The organism is Streptomyces sp. 8K308 (assembly GCF_004348315.1).
Taxonomy (GTDB): Bacteria; Actinomycetota; Actinomycetes; order Streptomycetales; family Streptomycetaceae; genus Streptomyces.
The window spans coordinates 1-6,578 of the sequence record NZ_SMKC01000372.1 but is presented as its reverse complement, the minus strand read 5'-3'; the positions used below and the strand labels follow the sequence as shown (position 1 = coordinate 6,578).

General features: G+C 73.5%; 9 protein-coding genes. 6 read left to right on the top strand and 3 right to left on the bottom strand.

The genetic code is table 11. From position 1 onward, the window contains the following. The 4 genes from E1265_RS31550 to E1265_RS31535 all read left to right on the top strand — a co-directional run. Positions 1 to 1,024: hypothetical protein (locus E1265_RS31550; protein ID WP_132934394.1), on the top strand; the 1,024-nt coding region annotated here is incomplete at its 5' end. Between the two features lie 18 nt (positions 1,025 to 1,042). Beyond that, a complete protein-coding gene (locus tag E1265_RS31545; protein ID WP_132934393.1) occupies positions 1,043 to 1,525 on the top strand; it encodes a sigma-70 family RNA polymerase sigma factor in 483 nt (160 codons plus the stop codon). Continuing rightward, on the top strand, positions 1,509 to 2,300 hold the full coding sequence (locus E1265_RS31540; RefSeq protein ID WP_132934392.1) for a DUF4232 domain-containing protein: 792 nt from the start codon (positions 1,509 to 1,511) through the stop codon (positions 2,298 to 2,300). Before E1265_RS31545 ends, E1265_RS31540 begins: the two co-directional genes overlap by 17 nt. Positions 2,301 to 2,427: 127 nt before the next feature. Beyond that, a complete protein-coding gene (locus E1265_RS31535; RefSeq protein ID WP_132934391.1) occupies positions 2,428 to 2,649 on the top strand; it encodes a hypothetical protein in 222 nt (73 codons plus the stop codon). A 594-nt stretch (positions 2,650 to 3,243) separates the two neighbouring features. Here the strand turns inward: E1265_RS31535 and E1265_RS40855 are convergent. Further along, positions 3,244 to 3,663, bottom strand: coding sequence for a helix-turn-helix transcriptional regulator (locus tag E1265_RS40855; protein ID WP_132934390.1), 420 nt, complete (start codon positions 3,661 to 3,663; stop codon positions 3,244 to 3,246). Positions 3,664 to 3,853: 190 nt separating this feature from the next. Between E1265_RS40855 and E1265_RS31525 the strand changes: the two genes are divergently transcribed. Both E1265_RS31525 and E1265_RS31520 read left to right on the top strand, forming a co-directional pair. Further along, positions 3,854 to 4,450: a hypothetical protein gene (locus E1265_RS31525; protein ID WP_132934389.1), complete on the top strand. Its 597-nt coding sequence runs from the start codon at positions 3,854 to 3,856 to the stop codon at positions 4,448 to 4,450. A gap of 100 nt (positions 4,451 to 4,550) precedes the next feature. Beyond that, the gene (locus E1265_RS31520) at positions 4,551 to 5,711 is read left to right on the top strand and encodes a pyridoxal phosphate-dependent aminotransferase (RefSeq protein WP_132934388.1); all 1,161 of its coding nucleotides are present in this window, start codon (positions 4,551 to 4,553) and stop codon (positions 5,709 to 5,711) included. A gap of 8 nt (positions 5,712 to 5,719) precedes the next feature. Here E1265_RS31520 and E1265_RS31515 read toward each other — a convergent pair whose 3' ends face one another. Both E1265_RS31515 and E1265_RS31510 read right to left on the bottom strand, forming a co-directional pair. Beyond that, the gene (locus E1265_RS31515) at positions 5,720 to 6,046 is read right to left on the bottom strand and encodes a hypothetical protein (RefSeq protein WP_243741248.1); all 327 of its coding nucleotides are present in this window, start codon (positions 6,044 to 6,046) and stop codon (positions 5,720 to 5,722) included. After that, positions 6,043 to 6,578 (bottom strand): DUF3990 domain-containing protein (locus E1265_RS31510; protein ID WP_207931282.1); only part of this gene is annotated, 536 nt, incomplete at its 5' end. The genes E1265_RS31510 and E1265_RS31515, both read right to left, overlap by 4 nt.

Below are 6,578 nucleotides of genomic sequence, written 5' to 3'. Positions count from 1 at the left end.
GCCGACCCCGCCGCGTCCCCTGGCGGCCGGCGAACGGCCCCCACAGTTCGTCGTCGTCTCCTGGGACGGCGCCGCCGCCCTCGACGACGGTCTCTTCCCCCGCTTCCGCGAACTCGCCGGCGAACTCGGCGCCGCCATGACGTTCTTCCTCTCCGGGCTCTACCTGCTGCCCGAGGCCAGACGAGAGCGGTACCGGCCGCCCCGCAACCCGGCCGGCGCCTCCGACATCGGCTACCTCAGCGACGACCACATCCGCGACACCATCGAGCAGTTGCGCGCCGCCTGGCTCGAAGGCCACGAGATCGGCACCCACTTCAACGGCCACTTCCTCGCCGGCTCCGGCTCCGTCGGCAACTGGACCCCCGACGACTGGCGGAACGAGATCGCCCAGTCCAAGGCGTTCGTCACCGAGTGGCGCACCAACACCGGCTTCGACGACCTCGACCCGCTGCCCTTCGACTACGAGACCGAACTCGTCGGCGGCCGCACCCCGGGCCTGCTCGGCCAGGAGAACCTGCTGCCCGTCGCCGCCGAACTCGGCTGGCGCTACGACGCCAGCTCACCCGGCGGCCTCCAGGTCTGGCCCGAGCGGCGCGAGGGCGTCTGGGACCTCCCGCTCCAGACCCTGCCCTTCCCCGACCACGACTTCGAGGTCCTCTCCATGGACTACAGCATGCTGGCCAACCAGTCGGGCGACAGCACCCAGGGCGACCCGGCGATGTACGAGACCTGGCGGCGGCAGGCCACCGGCGCGTTCCTCGGGGGGTTCGAACGGGCCTACACTTCGAACCGCGCGCCGCTCTTCATCGGCAACCACTTCGAGCAGTGGAACGGCGGTGTCTACATGGACGCCGTCGAGGACTCGCTGCGCGAGATGGCCACCCGTGACGAGGTGCGCTTCGTCTCGTTCCGCCAGCTGTGCGACTGGCTGGACGCGCAGTCGCCGCAGGTCCTCGCGAACCTGCGGGGCCTGGGCGTCGGTCAGGCCCCGGCCGGCGGCTGGGACATGGTGGTGGCCGGCTGAGGAACGGGCGAGCGGCACGTGAGCGGAGACCAGGAAGCCGAGGCGCTGTTCGAGGCGGTCTACCCGCAGCTCGCCGGCTGGTGCCGCGGCCTGGTCGACGGCGACGAGGCCGCGCACGACATCGCCTCCGAGGCGTTCACCCGCCTCTGGTCGCGCTGGACCACCGTGGACAACCCCGAGGCCTACCTGTTCAGCGTCGCCGCCAACCTCGTCAAGGACCACTGGCGGCACCGCGACCGGGAACGCCACACCGTCCGCCGCCTCGACCAGGACGCCGAGCACGCGCCGGCCGCCGACCAGGGCGTCGACGTGCGCGCCCTCGTCGAGTCGCTGCCCGACCGGCTGCGGGTGCCGGTGCTCCTCCACTATTTCGCCGGCCTCCCGGTCGACGAGATCGCGACCGCGCTGCGGCGCCGGCCAGGCACCGTCAAGAGCGACCTCCACAAGGCCCGAGCGCGCCTGCGGACCGCCCTGAGGGGATTCCATGACCTCACCACATGACTCCGACCAGCGGGAACCGGCCGACCTCACCCGGGCGTTCGCGGTGTTCGCGGCCGAGGAGCGCCGACTCGCACCGCCCCCCGGCCACTTCGCGACCGTCCGCCGCCGCGCCACCGCCCGCCGGCGGCGCCGCGCCCTCCTCGCCGGCACCGCCACCCTGGCCTGCCTGGCCGGCGCCGGTATCGCCGCCACCACCCTGCTGCCGGGCGCGGCCCCCGACGACCGGCCGCTGGCCGTCGAGGAGCGCGGCGACTCGGCCGACCCCGCAGGACCCACCGCGCCAGCCCAGACGCACCCCGCGCCCGGCACCGCCCACCCCGACGGCGGCCGCGAGACGCTGCCCGTCTGCGCGAGCGACCGGCTCGAAGCCGCCGTCGCCGCCACCGAGGGCGCCGCGGGCTCCGTCGTCCTCACGATCAGCCTCACCAACGCCGGCGACTCGCTCTGCGCCATGACCGGTTTCCCCGGCGTCTCCCTCGTCGCCGGCGACGAGGGAACGCAGATCGGCAACCCGGCCGAGCGCGAGGACGACGCCGGCGGCTCGGTCCGTGTCGAGCTCGCCCCGGGCGCGGCCGCGGTCGCCGAGGTGCGGGTCACCCAGGCCGGGAACTACCCCGCCGACACCTGCGAGCCGGTCGCCGCCCGCGGCTTGCGGATCTACCCACCCGACCAGCGCGCCGCTCTCTTCCTGCCCCACGACGGGCTCACCGGCTGCGCCGCGGCGGACGTCACCGTTCTGGCGGTCACCCCGGTCCGCCCGGCCGACCTGGAGTGAGGCGTCAATCGGCTAAACACATTCTCCACCTTTGGGAGCAACCCGGCATGTCGAGCGCCGGAGCCGGACCGAAGATCATGCAGATTGCAGGGGAGTCCGAAAACCCCCCTCTCTGAGAGGAATGCCTGTGCGTATTCGTTCCGCGCTCGCCGTCGCAGCCATCACCGCCTCGATCTTCGGCACCGCCGCCGCCACCACCACGGCCGCCGCCGACGCCATCGTCGCGGTCGACATCACCCGCTTCGACTTCTGTAACGTCTACGGCCAGACCTGGGCCGACATCGTCGCCAACAAGGGCACCGAGAAGAACTACATCGCCTGCTCGTTCAACGAGTTCGAGCGCCACTGACCCGACCAGGTCAGCACCTCGACCGGCCCCGCCCAGCCTCCCCGGCCGGGCGGGGCCGGCCCGCGTCCGGGCGGCGTCCAGGATCCCGACCCATGTGGTCCCAGCAGGCGATACGCCGTGTGCTCGCCGACGGCGAGCCGGCCAAGCCCACACCGCTGCGCCCCGTCCCGCTCCCCGGCCTGCCGGGCGTCGCCCTCCACCTCAAGGACGAGTCCGCGCTCCCCACCGGCAGCCTCACGTACCGGCACGCCCAGGCGATGTTCCACCGGGCCGTCGCCACCGGCGCGATCGGCCCCGGGACCCCCTGGTCGCGGGCACCGGCGGGCCCTTCGCCGTCGCCGCCGCCCGCCTTGCGACCCTGCTCGACCTCCCCTTCACCGCCCTCGTCCCGCCGAGGGTGCCCGCCGCCGTCCGGGCCCGGGTCGAGGCCGCGGGCGGCCGGTGGCGGCTCGCCGAGGGCCCGCCGGCTGCGCTCCAACAGGATGCCCGCGTGTTCGCGGACCGCGTCGGCGGTAACTTCCTCGACCACTTCGCCGACGCCGCCCCCGCCATGGCCGCCTATCCGGGGCCGACCGTCGCCGACGAGATCGAGGCTCAGCTGCCGGTGCCGTTCCCCCGGGGCACCGTGAAGGCCGCGCCCGCGCCCAGGGCGGCGCCGGTGAGGAAGGCGAGGCCGAGCACGCGGGCGCCGTAGCGCCGGCGGCGCGGGGCTGGCGGCGGGGGAGGCGGTGCGGCCGGCGCCGCCGGGCGGCGTTCGCGTGCTGTCAGCCACCAGGTGTGCCGCCACTCCTCGGCTTCGCCGCCGCACGCCTCGACGAAGGCGAGCGTGACGTCGAGCGTCGGCAGCCGTCGTCCGCCCGCCGCTTCGGACAGCGTGGTGACCGAGTAGTTGCTGCGGCGGGCCAGCTCCCGGTAGCTGGGGCTGCCCGCCGCGTGACGCAACTCCCGCAGGCCGGCCGCGAATCGCGCGATCGGGCCGGTGGAAGGGTCTAAGGGTCTCTCGGGTCTGCCCATCGAACACCCCCTCTGACGGCGCCGGTCGGCGCACGCGTTGTCCGAGCATTGTCATGCAACCCCCCGAATAACAGCGCGTTGTCGGCCTTTGTTCGACAACGCCGTGTCCGCGCTGGCCGGACAACGCCTCCGGAGCCCTGAATGAGACGGACGAGGTCCGCCGTGGCCCTCACCCCCGAAGGGAGACTCCGTGAACAGAGCCTTACGGGTGTCGGTCGTGCTCGCCGTCGCCTCGGGCGGCCTGGTCGCCGTCGCCGCCGCCCCGGCGCAGTCCGCCGACGCCGACCGGGACACCTGCGTCGCCGTCCTGGCGAAGGGCGAGACGACCCCCGTCGACGCGGCCTGCTTCAGTGACTTCCGCGCCCTCGCCTCCTGGGTCACCGAGGGCGAGATCACCGACGCCCCGCGCGAGGCGGCCGTCGCCGCCGGGGACGAGGCGCTGCGGGACGACCTGGCGGCCCTGGACGCCGTCGTCATCGGTGTCGAGTACGAACACGAGTGGCTCGGCGGCGCATCCATCACCGTGATCGGCCAGGACGGCCCGTGCACCGGCGAGCTCACGGACCTGGAGTACGCCGTCGTCAACGTCGGCTGGGAGTTCGCGCCCCCGCCCGGCCAGTCCCACCCGTGGTGGAACGACCGGATCTCCTCCTTCACCACGGGCGGCAACTGCTGGTCCAACCACTTCACGGACGAGGGCTTCGGCGGCCGCAACACCGGCTTCGTGCCCATCCACAACCACCTCGGCGGCATGAACGACGAGACCACGTCCATCATCTGGAGCTGACCCGCCCGGGAGCCCCGCCGCCGACTCCGAGCCCGCTTCTCCGGGTACACCGTGGGGAGGCGGCGCGGATCCGCCGAAACGACACGACCCCGGAGGCGGCATGACGGTGACGCGGCTACGCGAGATCCCGGGCATCGGCGTGGACGCCGTCGGTGACGCGGCCGACGCCGTGGCCGACCCGGACTTCCTGCGTCTCGAGAACCTCGACACCGACCTGCGGCCGCCCGCCGTCGCCCTCGCCACCACCCGCGCCGCCGTCGACGACGACGCCGCCAACAGCTATCTGCCGTTCCAGGGGCGTCGCTCCCTCCGCGCGGCGGCCGCGGCGCACGTCGGTCGGGTCTCGGGGCGCCGCTACGACCCGGACACCGAGTGCGTCAGCGTGGCCGGCGGGCTCAACGGCATCCTCAACACGCTGCTCGCCACCGTGGAGCCCGGGCAGGAGGTCGTGCTGTGCGACCCCGGGTACGCCGGCCTCGTCAACCGGGTCCGGCTCGCGGGCGGCGTCCCCCGGTTCGTCCCCGCCAGGCCCACCGCGGACGGCTGGACCGTGGACGCCGAACGACTCGCCAGGGCCGTCGGCCCCGACACGGCCGCCGTCCTGATGATGGGCCCGGCGATGCCGACCGGCCTCGTGTTGGACGACGACCACTGGTCAGCGCTCGCCGACGCCTGCGAACGCCACGACGCCTGGCTGATCTACGACGCGGCCATGGAGCGGGTCCGCTTCGACGGCCGCCCGCCCAGCCACCCGGCCGCCCACGAACGCCTGGCGCCACGCACCATCACCGTCGGGTCGGCCTCCAAGGAGCTGCGGCTCATCGGCTGGCGCGTCGGCTGGGTCCTGGGCCCCGCCCCCATCGTCGCCGACATCCGGCTCGTCGGCCTGACCAACGTCGTCTCCCAGGTCGGTCTCGCGCAGGACGCCGTGGCCGCCGCGCTGGACGCGCCCGACGCCGACGCCGACGTCGCCGCGGCCACCGCCGAATGGCAACGGCGCTGCGAGACGGTCCTGGAGCAGCTCGCGGCCTACCCGGTCATCCGACCGCACGGCGGCTGGTCCCTCCTCGTCGACACCGGTCCCCTGGGGCTGACCCCCGCCGAGCTCTCCCGGCGGCTGTTCGAGCGGGCGAAGGTCGCGGCCACCCCCATGGACGGCTGGGGGCCCAGCGGAAGCCACTACCTGCGGATCGTGTTCTCCAACGAACCCGTCGAACGACTCGCCGGCCTCGGCGACCGCTTCCGCCTCGCCATCGGGTGACGGGGTGCTCAGCGGTCGGGCACCGTCCAGGACGGCGAGGCGGGGTCGGGCGCCGGCCGCACGGTCCAGGACGAGCGGTCCGCCCCCTCGTCCCAGTACGGGACGTCCCCGTAGTACAGGCCGTAGGCCCAGTGCTCCGGCAGCTCGTGGCAGATGATGTCGGGGTACGGGCCGAACTCCTGGTCCCGGAACGCCTCGTTGACCCGCGCCACAGCCTCCGGGAAGCCGATCGCGAACTCCTCGACCATGAAGTCGGCGATCTCGCGGAAGTACTCCTGCATCTCCGGGTCGTCGGTCGCCATGAGGAAGACCGACCCGGGCGGCCTCCGGGTCACGGCAGGAGTGAGCGGTTGAAGAGGCTGGCCACCTCCGGCGAGAAGATGGCGATCTGGTGGCCCCCGAAGACGGGGTCGGCGCCGCGTCTGAGGAAGGGACCGACGTTCATCAGCATGGGGCCCTCGACCAGGTCGTAGTTGTGCATCACGCCGCCGTTCCTGTGGTGCCGGATGAAGTCGGCCAGCTCCGAGCTCGGCCCGTCGAAGACGCGCCGGTTGAAGTTGGTCAGCTCATTCTGGGGCACCCGGAAGTGCAGCACCTCCGCCACGTCGCCGTTGCGGCCGGCCAGCCGGTTGGCCCACTGGCGTGCCTGGGCCAGGTCGTTGGTCACGTAGAACCCGCCGCGCCCGAAGTCCATGGCCCGCATGCTGTACGTCAGGTTGATGCCCGCCGTGCGGATGTTCCGGGCGGCGGCCCCGAAGGTGCCGTGGAAGAGGGCGAGCTGGCAGCCGAGGAGGCCGAGGGGGTCGGCCCACACGTGCGGATTGTGCGGGTAGGCGCGGGGGTTGGGCCCGGGGCCGAGACCCAGGG